This window comes from Ensifer sp. ENS03, from assembly GCF_014852035.1.
In the GTDB taxonomy this organism is placed as follows: domain Bacteria; phylum Pseudomonadota; class Alphaproteobacteria; order Rhizobiales; family Rhizobiaceae; genus Ensifer; species Ensifer adhaerens.
Genome location: NZ_JACVAV010000004.1, coordinates 86,142 through 106,903 on the forward strand (window position 1 = coordinate 86,142; position 20,762 = coordinate 106,903).

General features: G+C 62.9%; 16 protein-coding genes. 9 read left to right on the forward strand and 7 right to left on the reverse strand.

Annotated features, from left to right (window positions below; all coding sequences use genetic code 11):
* Positions 1-19: 19 nt before the first annotated feature.
* Positions 20-910, forward strand: coding sequence for a ParB/RepB/Spo0J family partition protein (locus IB263_RS16850; RefSeq protein ID WP_034800146.1), 891 nt, complete (start codon positions 20-22; stop codon positions 908-910).
* 208 nt (positions 911-1,118) lie between these two features.
* Here IB263_RS16850 and holA read toward each other — a convergent pair whose 3' ends face one another.
* The 3 genes from holA to leuS are packed head-to-tail and all read right to left on the reverse strand — an operon-like array spanning position 1,119 to position 5,303.
* Positions 1,119-2,153, reverse strand: coding sequence for a DNA polymerase III subunit delta (gene holA / locus IB263_RS16855; protein ID WP_192438730.1), 1,035 nt, complete (start codon positions 2,151-2,153; stop codon positions 1,119-1,121).
* Positions 2,154-2,164: 11 nt separating this feature from the next.
* Positions 2,165-2,689 carry an LPS assembly lipoprotein LptE gene (lptE, locus tag IB263_RS16860; protein ID WP_034800148.1) on the reverse strand — a complete coding sequence of 175 codons (525 nt, stop codon included), beginning with the start codon at positions 2,687-2,689 and terminating at the stop codon, positions 2,165-2,167.
* Positions 2,676-5,303: a leucine--tRNA ligase gene (leuS, locus tag IB263_RS16865; protein WP_192438731.1), complete on the reverse strand. Its 2,628-nt coding sequence runs from the start codon at positions 5,301-5,303 to the stop codon at positions 2,676-2,678. The genes lptE and leuS overlap by 14 nt, the downstream gene beginning before the upstream one ends.
* A 223-nt stretch (positions 5,304-5,526) precedes the next feature.
* Between leuS and IB263_RS16870 the strand changes: the two genes are divergently transcribed.
* Together IB263_RS16870 and IB263_RS16875 are read left to right on the forward strand one after the other, a co-directional pair.
* Positions 5,527-6,186, forward strand: coding sequence for a YggS family pyridoxal phosphate-dependent enzyme (locus IB263_RS16870; RefSeq protein WP_192438732.1), 660 nt, complete (start codon positions 5,527-5,529; stop codon positions 6,184-6,186).
* Positions 6,187-6,298: 112 nt separating this feature from the next.
* Positions 6,299-8,206: a propionyl-CoA synthetase gene (locus IB263_RS16875; protein ID WP_192438733.1), complete on the forward strand. Its 1,908-nt coding sequence runs from the start codon at positions 6,299-6,301 to the stop codon at positions 8,204-8,206.
* A 43-nt stretch (positions 8,207-8,249) separates the two neighbouring features.
* On the opposite strand, the gene IB263_RS16880 is transcribed toward IB263_RS16875, so the two are convergent.
* The gene (locus tag IB263_RS16880) at positions 8,250-9,119 is read right to left on the reverse strand and encodes a LysR substrate-binding domain-containing protein (protein ID WP_371814131.1); all 870 of its coding nucleotides are present in this window, start codon (positions 9,117-9,119) and stop codon (positions 8,250-8,252) included.
* A 140-nt stretch (positions 9,120-9,259) separates the two neighbouring features.
* On the opposite strand from IB263_RS16880, the gene IB263_RS16885 reads away from it, so the two are divergent.
* Positions 9,260-9,646: an ectoine synthase gene (locus tag IB263_RS16885; RefSeq protein WP_043624205.1), complete on the forward strand. Its 387-nt coding sequence runs from the start codon at positions 9,260-9,262 to the stop codon at positions 9,644-9,646.
* Between the two features lie 75 nt (positions 9,647-9,721).
* On the opposite strand, the gene IB263_RS16890 is transcribed toward IB263_RS16885, so the two are convergent.
* Positions 9,722-10,423, reverse strand: coding sequence for a DUF1013 domain-containing protein (locus IB263_RS16890; protein ID WP_034800153.1), 702 nt, complete (start codon positions 10,421-10,423; stop codon positions 9,722-9,724).
* 227 nt (positions 10,424-10,650) lie between these two features.
* Between IB263_RS16890 and acs the strand changes: the two genes are divergently transcribed.
* The gene (acs, locus tag IB263_RS16895) at positions 10,651-12,600 is read left to right on the forward strand and encodes an acetate--CoA ligase (protein WP_060583722.1); all 1,950 of its coding nucleotides are present in this window, start codon (positions 10,651-10,653) and stop codon (positions 12,598-12,600) included.
* A gap of 124 nt (positions 12,601-12,724) precedes the next feature.
* Here acs and IB263_RS16900 read toward each other — a convergent pair whose 3' ends face one another.
* The gene (locus tag IB263_RS16900) at positions 12,725-12,925 is read right to left on the reverse strand and encodes a DUF1674 domain-containing protein (RefSeq protein ID WP_034800155.1); all 201 of its coding nucleotides are present in this window, start codon (positions 12,923-12,925) and stop codon (positions 12,725-12,727) included.
* A gap of 125 nt (positions 12,926-13,050) precedes the next feature.
* On the opposite strand from IB263_RS16900, the gene htpX reads away from it, so the two are divergent.
* The 4 genes from htpX (at position 13,051) to purH (ending at position 19,155) form a co-directional block, all read left to right on the forward strand.
* Complete coding sequence (htpX, locus tag IB263_RS16905) at positions 13,051-14,010, forward strand: zinc metalloprotease HtpX (protein WP_034800156.1); 960 nt, start codon at positions 13,051-13,053, stop codon at positions 14,008-14,010.
* Positions 14,010-15,422, forward strand: a complete 1,413-nt coding sequence (locus tag IB263_RS16910; RefSeq protein WP_192438734.1) for an RsmB/NOP family class I SAM-dependent RNA methyltransferase — start codon at positions 14,010-14,012, stop codon at positions 15,420-15,422. Before htpX ends, IB263_RS16910 begins: the two co-directional genes overlap by 1 nt.
* A gap of 213 nt (positions 15,423-15,635) precedes the next feature.
* Positions 15,636-17,321: a heparinase II/III family protein gene (locus tag IB263_RS16915; protein ID WP_060609253.1), complete on the forward strand. Its 1,686-nt coding sequence runs from the start codon at positions 15,636-15,638 to the stop codon at positions 17,319-17,321.
* A gap of 223 nt (positions 17,322-17,544) precedes the next feature.
* Complete coding sequence (purH, locus tag IB263_RS16920) at positions 17,545-19,155, forward strand: bifunctional phosphoribosylaminoimidazolecarboxamide formyltransferase/IMP cyclohydrolase (protein WP_192438735.1); 1,611 nt, start codon at positions 17,545-17,547, stop codon at positions 19,153-19,155.
* A 55-nt stretch (positions 19,156-19,210) separates the two neighbouring features.
* Here purH and IB263_RS16925 read toward each other — a convergent pair whose 3' ends face one another.
* Positions 19,211-20,638, reverse strand: coding sequence for an MFS transporter (locus IB263_RS16925; protein WP_090295185.1), 1,428 nt, complete (start codon positions 20,636-20,638; stop codon positions 19,211-19,213).
* Positions 20,639-20,762 lie beyond the last annotated feature (124 nt).

Genomic DNA, 20,762 nt, shown 5'->3' on the forward strand with positions numbered 1-20,762 from the left:
ATTTAACTCGGGTGACGATATGAACGACGATAGCTCGAAGAGGCGGCTCGGTCGCGGACTGGCCGCGTTGATCGGCGAGATGGATCAGCCGTTGCAAACAGGGGCAGCTGCCCCTGCCCCGGTCAATCCGGATCGGCGCGTGCCGATCGAGTTCGTATCGCGCAATCCGCGCAACCCGCGTCGTCAGTTCGACGAAGCCGAACTCCAGGATCTCGCCAATTCGATCCGTCAGCATGGTATTGTCCAGCCTGTCGTTGCTCGCACCATCGGCGTCGATCGCTACGAGATCATCGCCGGCGAGCGCCGCTGGCGTGCCGCACAACTGGCCGGGTTCACCGAAATCCCGGTTATCATTCGCGACGTTGACGATCGCACGGCGCTTGAAATCGCTATCGTCGAAAACGTCCAGCGCTCGGATCTCAATCCGCTCGACGAAGCGCTTGGCTACGAGCAGTTGATCGCCGAGCACGGCTATACGCAGAACGATCTCGGCGAGATCATCGGCAAGAGCCGAAGCCATGTCGCCAATAGCCTGCGTCTTTTGAAACTGCCGGAACCTGTCCGGGACATGTTGTCGGAAGGCGCGCTTTCGGCCGGACATGCCCGTGCACTCATTCCGACCTCGGATCCGGCAACCCTCGCCCGGACGATCATTGCCAAGGGGCTCTCGGTGCGTGACGCCGAGCGCATCGCGCAGAACGATATTCGCGCGCAGAACGATCCGAATTACGGCAAGACCGTCCGTCGCGACGAGAAGGATGCCGATACGCTAGCGCTCGAGCGCACGTTGTCGGATAGCCTCGGGCTTGAGGTTACCGTGAACCACAAGGCATCCGGTGGTCATTTGCGCATTGCCTACAAGACGCTGGATCAACTGGAAGAAATCTGCCGGCTGCTCGAGCGGCGATAAGCCACTCGTGCGTATTTTTGCTTTGGCGTATTGATGGCGCGTCTCTCCAACGAGCGGCGCGCCTAATTATTTGATATGATGAGATCTTTTGGCGTCCAGTTGAATTTCGGACGGCGAGGTCCACCCATCTCCCTCATGCAGCCTGAAGACCTGTTGGCGAAATTCGAACACTAGGCTGCGGCAACGGGACTGGATCGACAGAGGCAGGTCAGCGTCGCGCCGATTGCACCGCGATCGCCATCAGGTTCTGCAGCACCAGGCTTTCCTCCAGGCTCGCACGGCTGCGGCTCTGAAAGATGGTCGTCTGCAGGCGATTGAGCTCGCGGCGGATGGCCGGGCTCGACCAATGCTTCAAGGCTGCCTCGACGATCGGCTTGCGGCGAAAGTGCAGCCCACGCCCCAGCGTGGCGATCACTTGCCCCGCCTGCTGGCGGCTTGCATCCATCTCGGCGCGCATCACATCGAGCTGCTGAAACTGGCGCAGGCACGCCTGCAGCACCAGAAAGGCCGGCGTCTTGGATGTGGTGATCTTCTGCATCGCATGCAGCAATCCATCGAGGTCGCCCTTCAGCACGGCATCGACGGCATCGTCGACGGAGATGGCGCTGGCATCCCCGACGATATCGAGCACGTCTTCTTCGTCCACCGTGGACTTGCCGCGGCAGTAGAGCGCAAGCTTGCGCAGCTCGTTTCGTGAGGCCAGGCGGTCGCCACCGAGCGCCTCCAGCAACCGTTGCCGTGCTGCGGTGCTGATGCCCAGCTTCTCGTCGCCGAGTTCCTTGTCGATCAGCGCCTGCAGGCTGCGCGTGTCGTCACTGTAGCAGGTGATACAGGCGACCGAACGCGCGCTCTCGCCGATCTTTCGAAGTGCGGACCCCTTCTTGAGGTCGCCGGCTTCGACGATCACATAGCTTCCGGTCGGTGGCTCGGACGAAAGGATCTGCAACGCATCGACCAGCGGCTTTTCATTGGCTGCGCCACGGACCCAGACGAGCTTTTCTCCACCGAAGAGGCCGATCGAGTTTACTTCATCGAGCAGCCGCCCGGGCGATTGCGTCAGTTCACTGACATCGAGCTTCAACAGGGAAAACGGATCGTCGAGCGGCACGCCGCAACGGGCGGCGATTGCAGAGGCACGCTCGGAGACGAGCCCGCGGTCGGGCCCGTAGAGGATGAAAAGCCGGTAGACTCCGGCTGACTTCTGGAGAAAGGAGTCGAACTCGTGCGACTTGACCTCGCTCATGCCGACACCCGTTAGCGGCTGAGAGCCGCGGCGATGTCGGCCCGGATCAGCTCGGCGAGTTCCTTGGCTGCGCGGTTTTCACCGTCACGAACGGCGCGCACCTTGGCAAATTCCTGGACCGGGAAGTCAACGAGAGCAACGGCCGTGCGGTTGCCGGACTTGATGGTCTCGCCCGTACCGATCTTCGTCAGATTGTAGTCCGCCTTGACGACGATACGACCGGCGCCGGCGCGGTCCTTGGCCTGATCGTAGAGCACGCCCATCGACCGGTGGGTGACGGTGAGCGCCAGGTGATACTGCGGATTCACGGGCTCGCCCTGACCACCTGCGGCCAGGAAGATCAGCGCGTTACGCACTTCCTGCTCGACACGGTCGGTGGCTTCGGAAATCTCGATCGCCGCCAGTGCCGTCGAGGTGCCGACCGGGTCGGAATAGAGCGGCCGGACCTGGCAGCCGGCGAGCGCGGTCAACATGAGCGCGCCAGCCAGAACCGGAATCGACCGGATACGGAAACCAGCTCTATCAGACAACGACATTGACGATCCTCTGGGGCACGACGATGATTTTCTTGGGGCTGCTGCCGTTGAGCGCGGACTTGACGGCATCGAGCGCCAGGACGGCGCTTTCGATCGCACTCTGATCCGCATCGCGAGCGATTGTCAAATCTGCGCGCTTCTTGCCATTGATCTGCACCGGCATGGTGATTTCGTTCTCGACGACCAAAGCGGGGTTGAACGCCGGCCAGCCGCGTTCCGCAATCAGACCCTCGCCCCCGACCTCGCGCCAGCATTCCTCGGCGAGGTGCGGCATCATCGGTGCGATGAGGTTGATCAGGATCGTCGTCGCATCCTTCACAGCCCCCGCCAGGGCCGCATCGGCCTTGCCGGCTGCTACCTGGGTCAGCGGTGCGGCAAGCGTGTTCACGAGCTCGTAGATGCGCGCCACGGCCTTGTTGAAGGCAAGCTTGTCGTAGTCGGCCTCGACCGCGCGCAGCGTCTTGTGCGCGGCTTGCGAAACAGCGAGAGCCTCGCCTTCGAGCGCCGGGGTGGCCTCGATCGCCCGCAGCTTCTCGGCCGCTTCGCTGATCAGACGCCACACGCGCTGCACGAAGCGATGCGATCCTTCGACGCCGGCTTCCGACCAGATCACGTCGCGATCCGGCGGCGAATCGGAGAGAACGAAGAAGCGGGCGGTATCAGCGCCATAGGAAGCGATGATGTCGTCGGGATCGACGACGTTCTTCTTCGACTTCGACATCTTCTCGATCGAGCCGATGGTGATTTCCTCACCGGTTTCGATCAGCGTCGCGCTACGGCGTCCATCGATCTCCTCGATGCGGATCTCGGCCGGCGTCACCCATTCGCGCTGGGCGCCTTCGCCGCGGCTATAGGTTTCATGCACGACCATGCCCTGCGTGAACAGGCCTTTGAACGGCTCGTCGACGGCAACATGGCCGGTGGCCTTCATCGCGCGGGTGAAGAAGCGCGAATAGAGCAGATGCAGGATGGCGTGCTCGATACCGCCGATGTACTGATCGACCGGCAGCCAGTGGTTGGCGACCTTGGGGTCGGTCGGATTGTCTTCCCAGGGTGCGGTGAAGCGCGTGAAATACCAGGACGAATCGACGAAGGTGTCCATCGTGTCGGTCTCGCGACGGGCGTCCTTGCCGCAGTGCGGGCAGGCGACGTGGCGCCACGTGGCGTGACGGTCGAGCGGATTGCCCGGCTTGTCGAAGGTAACGTCCGGCGGCAGCACGACCGGCAGGTCGGCTTTCGGAACTGGTACCACGCCGCAGTCCTCGCAATGGATGACCGGGATCGGGCAGCCCCAGTAGCGCTGGCGCGAGATGCCCCAGTCGCGCAGGCGGAAATTGACCTTGCGCTCGGCACGCGGCGCACCGTCGAGCATTTCCTTCTCGAGCTTCGAAGCAACGGTCTCGAAAGCGTCTTCCGTCGACAGGCCGTCGAGGAAGCGCGAGTTGATCATCACGCCGTCGCCGATATAGGCCTCGTCACCAATGGCGAAGGTCGCGGCATCGCCGTCCCTCGGCATGACGACGGGAACGACCGGCAGGTCATATTTGCGCGCGAAATCGAGGTCGCGCTGGTCGCCGGAGGGGCAGCCGAAGATGGCGCCCGTGCCGTAGTCCATCAGCACGAAATTGGCGACATAAACCGGCAGCTCCCAGCTCGGATCGAGCGGATGCTTGGCACGGATACCGGTGTCGATACCCTTCTTCTCTGCCGTTTCCAGCGCGGCAAGGGAGGTACCGGCGCGGCGGCATTCCTCGCAGAATGCATCGACCTCAGGGTTGCTGGCCGCCACCTGCCTTGCCAGCGGGTGATCGGCGGCGATCGCCAGGAAGGAGGCGCCGAAGAGCGTGTCCGGACGGGTGGTGTAGACGGTGAGCTCGGTTGCGTCGCCGGCGGTGCCTTCGACGATTTCCCAACGCAGCGACAGGCCCTCGGAGCGGCCGATCCAGTTCTTCTGCATCAGGCGCACCTTCTCGGGCCACTGATCCAGCGTATCGAGCGCGTCGAGCAGTTCCTGGCTGAAGTCGGTGATGCGGAAGAACCATTGCGTCAGTTCGCGCTGTTCGACCAGCGCGCCGGAGCGCCATCCACGGCCGTCGATCACCTGCTCGTTGGCGAGCACGGTGTTGTCGACCGGGTCCCAGTTGACCTTGGACTGCTTGCGGTAGACGAGGCCCTTTTCCAGGAAGTCCAGGAACAGGTACTGCTGGCGCTGGTAATAGGCGGGGTCGCAGGTGGCGAACTCGCGGTTCCAGTCGAGCGACAGGCCCATAACCTTCAGCTGCGCCTTCATCGAGGCGATGTTCTGGTAGGTCCAGCTGGCCGGGTGCACGCCACGCTCCATGGCGGCGTTTTCGGCCGGCATCCCGAAGGCGTCCCAACCCATCGGGTGCAGTACGTTGAAGCCGCGGGCGCGCTTGTAGCGCGCTACCACGTCACCCATGGTGTAGTTGCGCACGTGGCCCATGTGGATGCGGCCCGAGGGATAGGGGAACATCTCGAGCACATAGTACTTTTCGCGCGGATCGTCGTTCTCGGTCTGGAAGACTTCGTTCTTGTCCCATTCCTGCTGCCAACGGGGCTCGGCATCACGCGGATTGTATCGTTCGCTAGACATGTCTTTTCGATGTTCCGGAAGTTCTGCGGCGCATAGTTGCGCCTCATGATAGTTGGGGTGACCTTCACCACGAAACCGTCTGACGGTCAAGTTTTTGAAGGGTTTGCCGCGACACTTTGGCGGATTTGAGCCGGTCCATGGCGGAGCGGCCTTGGCAATCGGCTCAACTTTGCCTAAGCCGCTCGGTCAGTGGTTTGGAAATCCCGTGTCGGAGAGCAGGTCCATGGAAGTTCAAGAGCGGTTGCAGGATGTCGTGAGCCGGATTCAGGCAGCGGAGAAGTCTGCCGGTCGCGCCAAGGGTGCCGTCACGCTGGTCGCTATTTCCAAGACCTTCGACGCCGACGCCATCCGCCCGGTGATTGCCGCCGGGCAGCGGGTCTTCGGCGAGAACCGCGTGCAGGAAGCGCAGGGCAAGTGGCCGGAGCTGAAGGCCGAGACATCCGGTCTCGAACTGCACCTGATCGGCCCGCTGCAGTCGAACAAGGCGGCAGAAGCCGTCGCGCTGTTCGATGTCATCGAGACGGTCGATCGCGAGAAGATCGCCCGCGCGCTTGCGGCCGAAATGCAGAGGCAGGGCCGGGCGCTTAGGCTCTACGTCCAGGTCAACACCGGGCTGGAGCCGCAGAAGGCCGGCATCGCGCCGGAGGAGACCGTTGCCTTCGTGGATCTCTGCCGCAACGAGCTGGGTCTTTCGATCGAGGGGCTGATGTGCATTCCGCCGGTGGAAGAAAATCCCGGCCCGCATTTTGCCCTGCTCGCGAAGCTGGCTGCTGCCTGCAAGCTCGAGAAGCTGTCGATGGGCATGTCAGGCGACTTCGAGACGGCCGTCCAGTTCGGCGCCACCGGCGTTCGCGTCGGTTCGGCCATTTTCGGCGCGCGCTGAGGTCCGTTCGTCACATACCGCTTTCGTCGGGGTTCCCCTCGTCTCTCATTAGCCTATCCTTGTGCACGAGGAGGCCGGACATGTCCGGCAATATGCGCAGGGAGGGACGGACATGGCGAGTCGCTATGCCGACGTGTACGCGGGCTGGAAATCGGATCCGCAGAGTTTCTGGTCAAATGCCGCCAATGCGATCGACTGGTTTGAAAGACCGGCACGTGCATTTGATGCGGACGCTGGCATCTATGGGCACTGGTTCGCCGAAGGCATCACCAATACCTGCTACAATTGCCTGGATCGCCATGTGGCCGCGGGCCGTGGCGAGCAAATCGCCTTCATCTATGACAGTCCCGTCACCGGGCGGGTCGAGCGCATCTCCTATGCATCTCTGCTCGGCGATGTAGCAGCGCTTGCCGCCGTCTACCGGAAACTCGGCGTTGGCAAGGGCGACCGGATCATCATCTATATGCCGATGATCCCGCAGGCGGCGGTTGCGATGCTGGCGGCTGCGCGCATCGGCGCCGTGCATTCCGTGGTTTTCGGCGGTTTTGCCGCCAACGAGCTCGCCGTACGCATCGACGATTGCCAGGCCAAGCTCATTGTGTCCGCAAGCTGCGGCATCGAACCTGGGCGCACCGTGGCCTACAAGCCGCTGCTGGATGCGGCGCTCGACATCGCGACCCACAAGCCGGCCCATTGCCTCGTCTTCCAACGCGAGATGGCGGAAGCCGCCATGACCGAGGGACGCGACCTCGATTTCGCTGCGGCTTTGGCGGCGGCCAAGCAGGCGGGAGAAGAGGTCGGCTGTACTCCGGTCGCCTCGACCGATCCGCTCTATGTGCTCTACACGTCGGGCACGACCGGCCAGCCCAAGGGCGTGGTGCGCGACAATGGCGGCCACATGGTCGCGCTCAAATGGTCGATGGAGAATTTCTTCGGCGTGCAGCCGGGCGAAGTGTTCTGGGCTGCGTCCGATATCGGCTGGGTCGTTGGCCACTCCTATATCGTGTATGGTCCGCTCCTCAACGGCAGCACCTCGATCCTGTTCGAAGGCAAGCCGGTCGGCACGCCGGATCCAGGCACCTATTGGCGCATCATTGCCGAACACGGCGTCGTGGTGATGTTCACTGCGCCGACGGCGCTGAGAGCGATCCGCAAGGAAGATCCGGAGGCTTCCCACGTTCGCCGATACGACCTGTCGAAATTCCGCGCGTTGTTTCTTGCCGGAGAACGGGCGGATCCCGATACGATCCAATGGGCAGAAAACGCGCTCGGCGTGCCCGTCATCGACCATTGGTGGCAGACGGAAACGGGATGGCCCGTGGCGGGAAATCCGATGGGGCTCGGGCTCCTGCCGGTAAAGTACGGTTCTCCGGCGGTTCCGCTGCCGGGATACGACGTCCAGATCCTCGACGATGCCGGACATCCGGTTGGCGCCGGTACGCTCGGCAATGTGGTGGTAAAGCTGCCGCTGCCGCCCGGCTGCCTGCCAACGCTTTGGAATGCTGACCATCGGTTCCGTGCGGCCTATCTCGACGAGTTTCCCGGCTACTACAAGACTGCCGATGCCGGCTACCTCGATGAGGATGGTTACATCTTCATCATGGCGCGGACGGACGACATCATCAACGTGGCTGGCCATCGCCTCTCCACCGGAGCGATGGAGGAGGTCTGCGCCAGCCACCCCGATGTCGCCGAATGTGCCGTGATCGGCATTGCCGACGACCTGAAAGGCCAGGTACCGGCCGGCTTCCTCGTCATCAACTCCAATGTTTCCCGTGAAACGTCGGAGATCGAGCGCGAGGTCATCAGCCTCGTGCGCGAACGCATCGGACCTGTTGCCGCCTTCCGCCTGGCCATCTGCGTCAAGCGGCTGCCGAAGACGCGGTCGGGCAAGATCCTGCGCGCCACGATCCAGAAGATCGCTGACCGCCAGCCCTGGAAGATGCCCGCGACGATCGACGATCCAGTCATCCTCGACGAAATCACCGTTGCGCTGCATGGGCGCGGCATCGGTGTATAACGATTGGTAAGCCGGCTCATGAATCTGCGAGGTGCATTCCGTATTAGGCGTGCACAACGGCCGCGAACCAATCGGCGAAACTGGCTGCCGCCTTCGAGCGTGTGACTTTGGTGATCAGGAAGTAGCTCTCGTCCTCCAGGGTGGCGACATCGGACAGGATCACCAGGTCACCGTTTTCGATTTCGCGGCGGAAGACTTCGACCGGGCAAAGCGCCACGCCATGGCCGGCAATGACCGCCGTCGCCAGAAGATTGAAATCCTGGAAAACCGGGCCACGCAACGTCTGCGTGGTCTCCTGCCCTGCTCTTGCCAGCCAATCGCGCCAGCGTGACGTCGTTTCGTCGTGCAGCAGATCGGCAGACGCGATTGTCTCTGGTGTCCTCAACGCGCCTTTCCGCTCGAGATAACGGGGGCTCGCAACCGGCCGATTGATGCGGGAGAACAGCCGATCGGAGCGGGTCCCCTCGCTCTTGTCGGCGCCGAGCGTGATGAGGACGTCGCAGCCGGTTTCCCGCAATTGCTGCTCGGCCATCGCGTAGACGACCTTGACGTCCACCTCGGGGTGACGCTGCAGGAATTCGCCGAGTGCCGGGATCAGCCAGCGCGTGGCGATCGAGGGTATGCAGGCAACGCTCAACTGCGCCTTGGCGTTCAGCCGCAGCAACTCCGTTTCCGCGGCGATGCGCTCGAATGATGATGTCAACACGGCGGACAGGTTCTCCGCCTCCGGCGCCAGACTGACCCCACGCTTCTCGCGCATGAAGAGCGGCCGGCCGAACCACGCCTCCAGCAGCCGGATCTGGTGACTGATGGCGGCGTGCGTCACATGCAGTTCGTCACCGGCGCGGGAGAAGCTCGCCAGACGCGCTGCGGCTTCGAAGGCACGCAGCATGCCGAGTGGGGGCAACATCATCTGTAAGTTTTCCTCATCAAATCCTTGAGGAATCGTCGTTTGATTGGCTGTCGATGTCAACGAATACTGGGCTTCCAACCGAGGCGGGAGAGAGCTTTTCCGTTGGCGGATATTAGAGATGTTTACAGATGGAGAGGCCCATGTTCGTCCGCAGCCTGCAGCAGATCGAAGCAACTGATCATTTCGTTGAGTGGGGCAGCGGGACCAGTCATCGGCTGCTCACCGAGAGGGACGGTATGGGTTTCACCGTCTGCCACACGGTGGTGCGCGCCGGAACGGTATCGCTGCTCGAGTACCGCAACCATCTCGAAGCCTGCTATTGCATCGCCGGGCACGGCGAGGTCGAGGACATGCAGGGCAAGGTCTTCCCGATCAACAAGGGCGATATCTACGTGCTCGACCAGCACGACAAGCATTTCTTGCGCGGCGGCAAGGACGAAGACCTGATCCTCGTCAGCATTTTCAATCCGCCGCTCAAGGGGACCGAGCGCCACAACCTCAATGATCCATCCGGTTCGGCCTACTGAGCACGTTGCTGAGCACTGACCAACAAAAAAGCCCGGATCCTCGATCCGGGCTTTTTTCAATGGGCTGGACGGCGATCAGTACTGATCGTCTTCGTCCTCGTCCTTGCGGTCCGACTTCAGCGACTTGAGCTTGGCGAAGACGGCATCGGCGTCGATTTCCTTCTCTTCCTCACGCTCGTAGCTGAAGCCCAGCTTTTCGGTTTCCTGGGCCGATTCCAGCGTCTGGCCGAGTTCGGCAGCCGTCGGCAGCGGACGGCCCTTGGAAGCGCGTTCGACTTCGAGGTCGAGGTCGATCTGCGAGCAGAGGCCGAGGGTTACCGGATCCATCGGCGTCAGGTTGGCGGAGTTCCAGTGGGTGCGCTCACGGATCTGCTCGATCGTCGACTTGGTCGTACCGACGAGGCGCGAGATCTGCGCGTCCTTGAGCTCCGGATGGTTGCGAACCAGCCACAGAATGGCGTTCGGGCGATCCTGGCGCTTGGAAACCGGGGTGTAGCGCGGGCCCTTGCGCTTGCTATCAGGTACGCGAACCTTCGGCTCGGACAGCTTCAGCTTGTGGTTGGGGTTGCCTTCGGCGCGCGCGATCTCGTCGCGCGAAAGCTGACCGGTCGCAATCGGGTCGAGGCCCTTGATGCCCTGCGCGGATTCACCGTCGGCGATCGCCTTAACTTCGAGCGGGTGCAGCTTGCAGAACTGCGCGATCTGGTCGAAGGACAGCGCGGTATTGTCAACCAGCCAGACGGCGGTCGCCTTGGGCATAAGCAGTTGCTGAGCCATGGATATAGTCCTTTTGTCCGCCGCGCCGGTGTCGCGGGCCGTGGAGTCTACCACTGATTTCCGGGAAATGTGGGCCTCTATACCGTCGTTGTCGCGAAATTGCAATTCTTCAGTTCCAAATGTCCTTTTGTCTAATTGCGGCGGGCATTTGACCTGCTATGAATGTGCGCGAAACGGGGGAGCCCTAGGAGGGGCGAACCGCACTAGGAATGCGTAGGGAGGAAAATATGTCCGCCAAAATCTATCCGGTGTTGAAGTCTGCCAAGAGCCGGACGTTGCTTGATAACGCCACTTACCTGAAGTGGTACGAGGAGAGCGTTTCCGATCCGGCAAAGTTCTGGGGCAAGCACGGCAAACGGATCGATTGGTTCAAGCCCTATACCAAGGTCAAGAACACGTCCTTCAAAGGCAAGGTCTCGATCAAGTGGTATGAAGACGGCCTTACCAACGTCTCCTACAACTGTATCGACCGCCACCTGAAGACGCATGGCGAAAAGACTGCCATCATCTGGGAAGGCGACAATCCCTATATCGACAAGAAGATCACCTACAACCAGCTCTACGAGCAGGTCTGCCGCCTTGCCAACGTCTTGAAGAAGCATGGCGTCAAGAAGGGCGACCGCGTCACCATCTATATGCCGATGATCCCGGAAGCATCCTATGCGATGCTCGCCTGCGCCCGCATCGGCGCCATCCATTCGGTCGTCTTCGGCGGCTTCTCGCCGGACGCACTTGCCGGCCGTATCGTCGACTGTGAGTCCACCTTCGTCATCACCTGCGACGAGGGCGTGCGCGGCGGCAAGCCGGTCCCGCTCAAGGAAAACACCGATACGGCAATCGACATCGCGGCCAAGCAGCATGTCATCGTCAACAAGGTTCTGGTCGTGCGCCGCACCGGCGGCAAGACCGCCTGGGCACCGGGCCGTGACCTCTGGTACCACCAGGAAATCGCGACCGTGAAGCCGCATTGCGAGCCGGCGAAGATGAAGGCGGAAGATCCGCTGTTCATCCTTTACACCTCGGGCTCGACCGGCAAGCCGAAGGGCGTGCTGCATACGACCGGCGGCTACCTCGTCTATGCGTCGATGACGCACGAATATGTCTTCGACTACCGCGATGGCGAGGTCTACTGGTGCACCGCCGACGTCGGCTGGGTCACTGGTCACTCCTATATCGTCTATGGACCGCTCGCGAATGCGGCGACGACCGTGATGTTCGAAGGTGTGCCGAATTTCCCGGACGCGGGGCGTTTCTGGGAAGTGGTCGACAAGCACAAGGTCAACGTCTTCTACACCGCGCCGACGGCGATCCGCTCGCTGATGGGCGCCGGCGACGACTTCGTCAAGCGCGCCTCGCGCTCGTCGCTTCGCCTGCTCGGTTCGGTCGGCGAGCCGATCAACCCGGAAGCCTGGGAGTGGTACTACAACGTCGTCGGCGAGCAGAAGTCGCCGATCGTCGATACCTGGTGGCAGACCGAGACCGGCGGCATCCTGATCACGCCGCTGCCGGGTGCGACCGATCTCAAGCCGGGTTCGGCCACGCGGCCGTTCTTCGGAGTTCAGCCGCAGCTCGTCGACAACGAAGGCAATGTTCTGGAAGGTGCTGCCGACGGCAACCTCTGCATCACCGACAGCTGGCCGGGCCAGATGCGCACGATCTACGGCGACCATGCGCGTTTCGGTCAGACTTACTTCGCCACCTACAAGGGCAAGTATTTCACCGGTGACGGCTGCCGCCGCGATGAGGACGGCTACTACTGGATCACCGGCCGCGTCGACGATGTCTTGAACGTCTCCGGCCACCGCCTCGGTACGGCCGAAGTGGAATCGGCGCTCGTGTCGCATCATCTCGTCTCGGAAGCGGCCGTCGTCGGCTATCCGCACCCGATCAAGGGCCAGGGCATCTATTGCTATGTTTCGCTGATGGCTGGTGAAATCGGCAACGACGAACTGCGCGCCGCCTTGGTGAAGCATGTCCGTTCGGAAATCGGGCCGATCGCGACGCCGGACAAGATCCAGTTCGCTCCGGGCCTGCCGAAGACCCGCTCGGGCAAGATCATGCGCCGCATCCTGCGCAAGATCGCGGAGGATGACTTCGGTGCGCTCGGCGATACCTCGACGCTCGCCGATCCGGCCGTTGTCGATGATCTGATCGCGAACCGCCAGAACAAGGCCTGACCTTGAAAACCGCCGCGCGTCTCTTGGACGTGCGGCGGTTCCCCTCTCGTCGCCAGGTGGCCGTCAAACCATTTCGTGAGCCGGATTCAGATCGAGGTTGCGGGCGCAGGCGCCCGACCTGAACTTAGAAGTCGATCGCCCGACCCTTGATCTCCCAGTCGCCGTAGCGGGCTGGATCTTCACCTCCGCGCCCGCCGATCTCCTGCGGCAGTTCCTTCTTGATCTCCGCCTGACGCCGCTCTTCCGCTTCCTTCAGCGCCCGCACAGCGGCGGGCGGCAGCGGCTTCTTCGGGCGGTCGGCGGCGTTGTCATTGTCGTTCTGCATCTGAACGGTATCCGGATTCGAGCATCAATATTGAAGAATTGGGTGTTTGCACCCATCATATAGGATGCCGTTCCCCGGACGGGAACCCTGATTCACGTGAAACGTAGACGACCCGGAGCCTCCTGATGAACCTTGTCCGCACCGCCATGCTGCTTGCAGTCATGACCGCCCTGTTCATGGCGGTAGGCTTCGCCATTGGCGGACGGGGCGGCATGATGATCGCCTTCGTCATGGCCGCAGGCATGAACTTCTTCTCCTACTGGAACTCCGACAAGATGGTGCTGCGCATGTACCGCGCGCAGGAGGTCGATGAGCGCAGCGCCCCGGAATATTACGGCATCGTGCGTGACCTCGCCCGCAATGCCGGCCTGCCGATGCCGCGCGTCTATGTGATCGATAGCCCGCAGCCGAACGCGTTTGCCACCGGTCGCAATCCGGAGAATGCCGCGGTCGCCGCGTCGACCGGGCTGCTTCACGCTCTCGACTATGACGAGGTCGCCGGCGTGATGGCGCATGAACTCGCGCACGTGCAGAACCGCGATACGCTGACGATGACGCTGACGGCAACCCTTGCCGGCGCGATCTCGATGCTCGGCAACTTTGCCTTCTTCTTCAGCGGCAACCGTGAAAACAACAATCCGCTCGGCTTCATCGGCACGCTTGTCGCGATGATCGTGGCGCCGATGGCGGCAATGCTGGTGCAGATGGCGATCAGCCGGACGCGCGAATACTCGGCCGACCGTCGCGGCGCCGAGATTTGCGGCAAGCCCCTGGCGCTCGCTTCGGCGCTGCAGAAAATCGCAGGCGCCGCCCATCAGATCCACAATGACGATGCTGAGCGCAACCCAGCAACGGCGCATATGTTCATCATCAATCCGCTCTCCGGCGAGCGCATGGACAACCTGTTCTCGACCCATCCGAACACCGAAAACCGCATCGCGGCCCTGCAGCAGATGGCGCAGGAGATGTCTTCGGTCTCGACGCCGCCGGTTCGTGCTGATAATCCCGTGCGCAAATCGCGCTCTGTGCCCTCTACCGGATGGGGTCGCGGTGGTTCCGAACCGCCCAAAGGTCCCTGGTCCTGATGTCTGCAGAAAACAACAACGATTCACGTCCGAAACGATCGCACCGCAATGGCGGCGCAGCGAAATCGAAGAAGCCCGCTCCGGCGCCGCGTGGTCCGGAGAAGCCGGGGTTGAGGGCTCGTCAGGCCGCCGCGAAGATCTTGGCAGCAGTCATCGATCGCAAGACGTCGCTCGACGGCATGCTCGACAGCGAGCACGGCAACCCGGCCTATCGCGAGCTTAACGACGCCGACCGCGCTCTGGTCCGGGCAATACTCAATTCCGCCCTTCGCCATCTCCCGCGCGTGCAGGCTGCGATCAATTCGCTGCTGCAGACGCCCCTACCGGAAGGTGCGCGGGCGCTGGAGCATGTGCTTGCCGTGGCAGCGGCACAGATCCTCTATCTCGACGTGCCCGATCATTCCGCCGTCGATCTCGCCGTCGAACAGGCGCAGAACGATCCGCGCAACCGCCGCTTCGCCAATCTCGTGAACGCCGTGCTGCGGCGCCTGTCGCGCGAAAAGGAAGCTGTTCTCGAAAGCACGCGCCATATTCCGGCGATGCCGGAATGGTTCTTCGAGCGCCTCATTGCCCACTACGGCGCAGCCGCGGCCGAGAAGATCGCCGAGGCGCAGTTGACGCCGGCGGCAATCGATCTTTCCGTCAAATCCGAGCCTGCGGCTTGGGCCGAGCGGCTTGGTGGCACCGTCCTGCCGACCGGCTCTGTGCGGCTTGGCGCATTCTCCGGCTCCATCCCTTCCTTAGCCGGATTCGATGATGGCGGCTGGTGGGTCCAGGACGCGGCTGCATCGATTCCTGCTCGACTGTTTGGCGACCTCAAGGGCAGGCGGACCGTCGATCTCTGCGCCGCACCGGGCGGCAAGACGGCCCAACTCATTCTTGCCGGAGCCGAAGTGACGGCGCTGGACCAGTCCGGCAGCCGCTTGCGCCGGCTGAAGGGCAATCTCAAGCGGCTGGGGCTCGAGGCCGAGACCAAGGAAGTCAACATGGCGGACTTCCAGCCGGAAGCCCTGTTCGATGCGGCGCTTCTCGACGCTCCCTGCTCCTCCACCGGCACGACACGACGTCACCCTGATGTGTTGTGGACCAAGGGACCGGAAGACATCGAAAAGCTTGCCGACCTGCAGGAGCGGCTGCTTCGTCATGCGCTGACGGTGGTCAAGCCCGGTGGCACCGTCGTCTTCTCGAATTGCTCCCTCGACCCGCGTGAAGGCGAAGAGGTCGTTGCCCGGGTTATCGGTTCGGGCGATAACTGTGAGCGCGTTCCGATTTCCGCAGCGGATTGGCCGGGGCTTGAGGACGCGATCACGCCGGTCGGCGAAATGCGGACGACGCCGGCCATGCTGCCGCTCGATGCACCGTTTTCGAGTGGCCTCGATGGTTTCTACGCGGCGGTGATTCGGCGCAAATAACAGCGCAAACTGAGCTTTCAGCAGCTCGAACCGGGCCTCAAGGCCCTGTTTCACCGCATCATTTGACGCTTTCGACCGGGAAGCCTATCAAAGATGGCAGGATTGATAAAAGTTTAATGGTCTTCGCGGCACCATGCGGACGCTGGCGCGAGGTCCTGACGCGCTCCGATGATGTGAGTGATCGTGCCAGAAATGAGGTAACCGGCGGCGTTGATGTTGTTTTCCGGCAGGCGAAGGCTTTCTTACCTGTATGTGCGTGAAGGCTGGCGCCGCGTGTCGCGTCGCCTGTCGATCGGGCGCGTCTCCACTCTGCGCTTTACCGGCTCCACCCCCAATCGCCTGATCGTTGCGCCGACGGATCTGAGGGCCGTCGATCCCTTTGTCGCGGAAGAAATTCTTGCCGGGCGCTTCCCTCTTGCCGGCCGCGTGCTCGACACGGAGGGCGAGTCGCCGTTCGAGATCGATCTGCCGTCGCGAGAATTTGCGGCCCGGCTGCATTCCTTCGGCTGGCTGCGGCACCTGCGGGCGATCCGCGAGGATGCGGGTTTCATCCGGCTGCGGCAGATCGTCGACGACTGGATCGGCACCCATGGACGCGATCTCGGCGGCATCGCCTGGGATGCGGATATCATGGCGCAGCGCATCATCGCCTGGCTGTCCCATTCGCCGGTGGTGCTGCGCAATGCCGAGCATGGCTTCTACCGCCGTTTCCTGAAAAGCCTGGCGCTGCAGGTGCGCTATCTCAGGCATATCGCCGATACCGTGCGCGACGGCGAGCAGAGGCTTCGGGTGCGGCTTGCGCTTGCCATGGCGTCGGTCTCCATGCCGGCATCGCCGAGCGCCATCCGCAAGGCATCGCGCCATCTCGATCTCGAACTCGACCGCCAGATCCTGCCCGACGGCAGCCACTTCTCGCGTAGTCCGCGCGCGGGTCTTGAGCTGTTGCTGGATCTGCTGCCACTCCGCCAGACCTACGTTAATCTCGGGCATGACGTGCCGTCGCGCCTCATTCCCTGCATCGACCGGATGTACCCGGCCCTGCGCTTCTTCCGGCACCAGGGCGGCGAACTCGCGCTGTTTAATGGTGCTACCTCGGTTCTGGCGCATGAACTGGCGTCGGTGCTGCGCTATGACGAGACGGCCGGCGAACCCTTCCGCTCCCTGCCGCACGCCCACTACGAACGTATGGCCATGGAAAACACCGTTGTCATCATGGACACCGGCCGGCCGCTTTCCGTAGACCTGTCGCGCAGTGCCCATGCCGGCTGCCTGTCCTTCGAAATGTCCTCGGGCAAGACGCGCTTCGTCGTCAATTCCGGCGCCCCGAAGTTTGCCGGGGAGCGATTCCGCCAGATGGCGCGGATGACGGCTGCCCATTCGACCGTGACGGTCAACGACACGTCGTCGTCGCGCTTCTCGCAATCGCGCTTTCTCGGACCGATCATGACGTCGGGCGTCAAGCACGTGACGGCGGCCCGCAAGGACGAAGCGGGCGGGCTCGAATCGGTGACCGCAAGCCACGATGGCTATCTTGCCGCCTTCGGCCTGGTCCACGAGCGTGGCATCGGTGTTTTGAACGGCGGTCGCATGGTCCGCGGTCGCGACCGGCTGTCGCGCGCCGACGGCAGCGACCCGGAGGCAAGCGATACCGCGATTGCCGTGGCGCGGTTCCACATTCATCCGGCGGTCGCCATTCGCCAGAACAGCGCCCGCGAGATCTTCCTGACGGCGCCGGATGGCGAGATCTGGCTGTTTGCCTGCCAGGATGGTGACCTTGCCGTCGAGGAGGACATCTTCTTTGCCGATCCTTCGGGTATCCGGGCCTCGCAGCAGCTGACGGTGACCTTTGCGATTGCGCAGCAGCCGGAGATCCAGTGGACGTTTTCACGCGCGAACTGAGCCTTCTGTCTTGACGACGGGCACGCCCAAGAAAGCGCCTCAAGTTTTCCGTTCGCGTTTCAGGAGCGATCGCATTGAAGAATTTGGATCGATCCGATCCAGATTCATCGCGATCTTCAGGCCCGGCGAGGTTCCTTCGCCCGGCAAGCTATGCTAACGGGCAGCCATCTCAACCGCCGGAGCTTCCTCCCGGGGCGTCCGGCGCCGCCAAAGGAGCATGGTTGTGGCTGTCGCCTCCAAGAAAATCCCCGCCCCGAACGAGGTTACGGTCCGCACCGCCCTCCTCTCCGTCTCCGACAAGACGGGCGTCGTCGAGCTCGCGCGCGCCCTTAACGAAAAGGGCATTCGGCTCGTTTCGACGGGCGGGACCCACAAGGCACTCTCCGAGGCTGGCCTGCCGGTGAGCGACGTTTCCGAGCTAACCGGCTTTCCCGAGGTCATGGACGGCCGCGTGAAGACGCTGCATCCAGGCGTTCACGGTGGCCTCTTGGCAATCCGTGACGATGCCGATCACGTTGCGGCCATGTCGACGCACGGCATCACCGCCATCGACCTCGCGATCATCAACCTCTATCCCTTCGAAGAGGTCAGGGCCAAGGGCGGCGACTACCCGACGACGGTCGAAAACATCGATATCGGCGGCCCGGCGATGATCCGCGCCTCGGCCAAGAACCATGCCTATGTGACGATCGTCACCGATCCGGCCGACTATCCGGTGCTGCTCGAAGAGCTTGCTTCCGGCAAGACGACCTATGCCTTCCGCCAGAAGATGGCCGCCAAGGCCTATGCCCGGACTGCCGCCTATGACGCGGCCATTTCCAACTGGTTTGCCGAGGCGCTCGACACCCCGATGCCGCGCCATCGCGTCATCGGCGGCGTCCTGAAGGAAGAAATGCGCTACGGCGAAAACCCGCACCAGAAGGCGGGCTTTTATCTCACCGGAGAGAACCGCCCGGGTGTCGCCACCGCGACGCTGCTGCAGGGCAAGCAGCTCTCTTACAACAACATCAACGACACGGATGCCGCCTTCGAGCTGGTGGCCGAGTTCCTGCCCGAGAAGGCACCGGCGGTCGCGATCATCAAGCATGCCAACCCTTGCGGCGTCGCGACCGCGCCGACGCTTGCCGAAGCCTATCGCCGAGCGCTTGCCTGCGATTCCACCTCGGCTTTCGGCGGCATCATCGCGCTCAACCAGGAGCTCGATGCGGAGACGGCCGAAGAGATCGTCAAGCTCTTCACCGAAGTGATTATCGCGCCTTCGGTCAGCGATGCGGCCAAGGCAGTGATTGCCCGCAAGCCGAACCTGCGTCTGCTTGCGACCTGTGGCCTGCCGGATCCACGTATTCCGGGTCTTGCCGCAAAGACCGTCTCGGGCGGCCTGCTCGTGCAGACGCGCGACAACGGCATGGTGGAGGATCTCGAACTCAAGGTCGTCACCAAGCGCGCGCCGACGCCCCAGGAACTCGAAGACATGAAGTTCGCCTTCAAGGTGGCCAAGCACGTGAAGTCGAATGCGATCGTTTATGCCAAGGACGGCCAGACGGCCGGCATCGGCGCCGGCCAGATGAGCCGTGTCGATTCCGCCCGCATCGCCGCGATCAAGGCCGAAGAAGCCGCAAAGGCGCTGGGCCTTGCAACGCCGCTCACCAAGGGTTCGGCCGTTGCCTCCGAAGCCTTCCTGCCGTTTGCCGACGGCCTGCTCTCGGCGATCGCCGCGGGTGCTACGGCCGTCATCCAGCCGGGCGGCTCCATGCGTGACGAAGAGGTGATTGCGGCTGCGAACGAGCATGGCGTCGCCATGGTCTTCACCGGCATGCGCCACTTCCGCCACTAAGATCGTCGGGCGGGCGCTGGGCGTCTGTCCGGAATTGGCCGCTAAGGCCCAACAGTCAGAAGCCGTCGCTTCCCCAGGATGCGGCGGCTTTTTTGCGACCGTCATCGGCCGGATAGGGCGTGCGCAGAAGGATCAGCAGGCCGATCACCAGAAAAGCAATCAGCGCCATCATGCCGATCCGTGCCGAGCCGGTGGCAAGCGTGATCGTGGCAACGGATGCGGGGGCGAGGAACGAGGTGGCCCGGCCGGACAGCGCATAGAGGCCGAAGTAGCGACCGGCCTCGTCGAGGCTGACGCTGCGGGCGAGGTAGGAGCGCGACGAGGCCTGAACGGGGCCGAAGGCGACACCGACGAGCAGGCCGTAGAGAATGTAGGCCTTTTCGGCGGCCGTGCCGAACAGGCCGCCGGTATCTTCCATCGACAGCGGCAGCAGCCCGAACAGCGTGAAGCCGGGGCCTGTCGAGACGATGCCGATCGTGGCAATCGTCAGGCAGATCAGGCTGGCGGTGACGATCACCTTGGAGCCAAGGTGCGCATCCAGCCAGCTGGCGCAGAGGCAGCCGCCGATCGCGACGACGTTGAGAATGATGCCGTAGACGCCGAGCTCCAGGGTCTGCCAGGCGAACATCGCGGCCGCGAAGGTGCCGCCGAGTGCCAGCAGACCATTGACGCCGTCCTGGAAGACCATGCGCGCGATCAGGAAGCGCAGGATCCCACGCCTTTCCCGAAGCTCGACGAGCGTGCCCTTGAGCTCCCTGAGGCCCGTGACGGTTGCCTTGCCGAGCGACATTGCCGCCTTGGTGGCATCGGGCGTGAACAGGAACATCGGCAGGATAAAGACGAGGTACCAGACGGCGGAGATCGGGCCGGTGATGCGTGCATCCTCCCCCTTTGCCGGATCCAGGCCGAACAGAGGGTCGATGCCAAGCGCCGTCTTGCCGGTCTCAGGACTTCCGGCAAGCAAGGCCACGACGGCGACCAGCACGATCATGCCGCCGAGATAGCCGAGCCCCCAGGCGATGTTGGAAATGCGCCCCACGTCCTTCTCCGGCACCAGACGGGGCATCATCGAATCGTTGAAGACGATCGAGAACTCGGCCGCGACCGTCGCGAGGATCATGAAGATCGCCGGATAGAGGATCGGCGAGCCGGGGGCTGCGAACCAGAGCATAGCCAGCGATGCGATCTTGATGACGGCGAAGAAGGCGATCCAGGGTTTGCGCGGCCCGGTGGCGTCGGCGATCGAGCCGAGCACCGGCGAAAGAACCGCGATGATGATGCCCGAAACCGTGAGCGTGTAGCCCCACATCGCCTGGCCGACCGCATGGTCCTCCGTCAGCCGCGATACGAAATAGGGGCCGAAGATGAAGGTCGTGATGACGGTGAAGAAGGGCTGCGCGGCCCAGTCGAACAGCATCCAGCCGCCGATGCCCGCACGGGACGTGCGTGGCTGGTCTTCAGTCCCCCCGGCCGAAATCTGCAAAGTCCCCTCCCGAAACGACTGCGCCACGCGTCCCCTCGAACGCGCGGCGCAGCCTATCTTCAATTGAACCGATTCCAAAAGGTCTGGAACCGGACGCGGGCGAAAAAACTGCCCGCATCCTCTT

What these genes read in the sequence shown, in the direction of transcription:
- IB263_RS16850 (WP_034800146.1), top strand. Translation starts at nt 20, where the DNA reads ATGAACGACGATAGCTCGAAGAGGCGGCTCGGTCGCGGACTGGCCGCG.
- holA (WP_192438730.1), bottom strand. Translation starts at nt 2,153, where the DNA reads ATGAGCGAGGTCAAGTCGCACGAGTTCGACTCCTTTCTCCAGAAGTCA.
- lptE (WP_034800148.1), bottom strand. Translation starts at nt 2,689, where the DNA reads ATGTCGTTGTCTGATAGAGCTGGTTTCCGTATCCGGTCGATTCCGGTT.
- leuS (WP_192438731.1), bottom strand. Translation starts at nt 5,303, where the DNA reads ATGTCTAGCGAACGATACAATCCGCGTGATGCCGAGCCCCGTTGGCAG.
- IB263_RS16870 (WP_192438732.1), top strand. Translation starts at nt 5,527, where the DNA reads ATGGAAGTTCAAGAGCGGTTGCAGGATGTCGTGAGCCGGATTCAGGCA.
- IB263_RS16875 (WP_192438733.1), top strand. Translation starts at nt 6,299, where the DNA reads ATGGCGAGTCGCTATGCCGACGTGTACGCGGGCTGGAAATCGGATCCG.
- IB263_RS16880 (WP_371814131.1), bottom strand. Translation starts at nt 9,119, where the DNA reads ATGATGTTGCCCCCACTCGGCATGCTGCGTGCCTTCGAAGCCGCAGCG.
- IB263_RS16885 (WP_043624205.1), top strand. Translation starts at nt 9,260, where the DNA reads ATGTTCGTCCGCAGCCTGCAGCAGATCGAAGCAACTGATCATTTCGTT.
- IB263_RS16890 (WP_034800153.1), bottom strand. Translation starts at nt 10,423, where the DNA reads ATGGCTCAGCAACTGCTTATGCCCAAGGCGACCGCCGTCTGGCTGGTT.
- acs (WP_060583722.1), top strand. Translation starts at nt 10,651, where the DNA reads ATGTCCGCCAAAATCTATCCGGTGTTGAAGTCTGCCAAGAGCCGGACG.
- IB263_RS16900 (WP_034800155.1), bottom strand. Translation starts at nt 12,925, where the DNA reads ATGCAGAACGACAATGACAACGCCGCCGACCGCCCGAAGAAGCCGCTG.
- htpX (WP_034800156.1), top strand. Translation starts at nt 13,051, where the DNA reads ATGAACCTTGTCCGCACCGCCATGCTGCTTGCAGTCATGACCGCCCTG.
- IB263_RS16910 (WP_192438734.1), top strand. Translation starts at nt 14,010, where the DNA reads ATGTCTGCAGAAAACAACAACGATTCACGTCCGAAACGATCGCACCGC.
- IB263_RS16915 (WP_060609253.1), top strand. Translation starts at nt 15,636, where the DNA reads ATGTTGTTTTCCGGCAGGCGAAGGCTTTCTTACCTGTATGTGCGTGAA.